Below are 562 nucleotides of genomic sequence, written 5' to 3' on the forward strand. Positions count from 1 at the left end.
AAGCGTTAATGCGATAAAAATACTGTGCCAACCAAAGCTATCCGCTAAAACCACACCCAGTTGAGGTGCAAGTGCTGGTGATAGTGCCACCAACGGCATGATGGTCGCAAAAATTTGCTGGCTACTGCTGGAGTAACGCTTGATCACCATCGCTTGCCAGATAACCGCAGGAGCACATACGCCGATTGCTTGCACAAAGCGCAGTGTTAGTAGTTGCCAAACTTCATCGCAGAATGCTAAGCCGAATGAGGCAATGGTAAAGAGCACCAGACCTGCGGCCAGCGTATTGCGGTGACCAAATTTATCCGATGCTAATCCCCACATCAACTGACCAAAAGCCATACCTACAAGAAATACGGTCAGAGAAAGTGCGATTTGTTCGGGACCTGTAGCAAAGTCGATTTCCATCGCTTTGAACGCAGGTAAGTACATGTCAGTGGCAACAAAGCCAAGCATGGATAAAGCTGCAAGATAAACGAGCTGTAGTTTTGATATTTTCATGATTCAACCAATCAAATTATTTAATCATTTTTTAATCAATATCAGTTGGCGCCAACCCTGA

At 45.2% G+C, this 562-nt stretch carries 1 protein-coding gene; it reads right to left on the bottom strand.

Annotation, left to right across the window (positions count from 1 at the left end):
- Nucleotides 1-501: MFS transporter (locus tag R7P64_RS24480; protein ID WP_318124220.1), on the bottom strand; the 501-nt coding region annotated here is incomplete at its 3' end.
- Nucleotides 502-562 lie beyond the last annotated feature (61 nt).

The organism is Vibrio sp. 2304 (assembly GCF_033339475.1).
GTDB classification, from domain to species: domain Bacteria; phylum Pseudomonadota; class Gammaproteobacteria; order Enterobacterales; family Vibrionaceae; genus Vibrio; species Vibrio alginolyticus.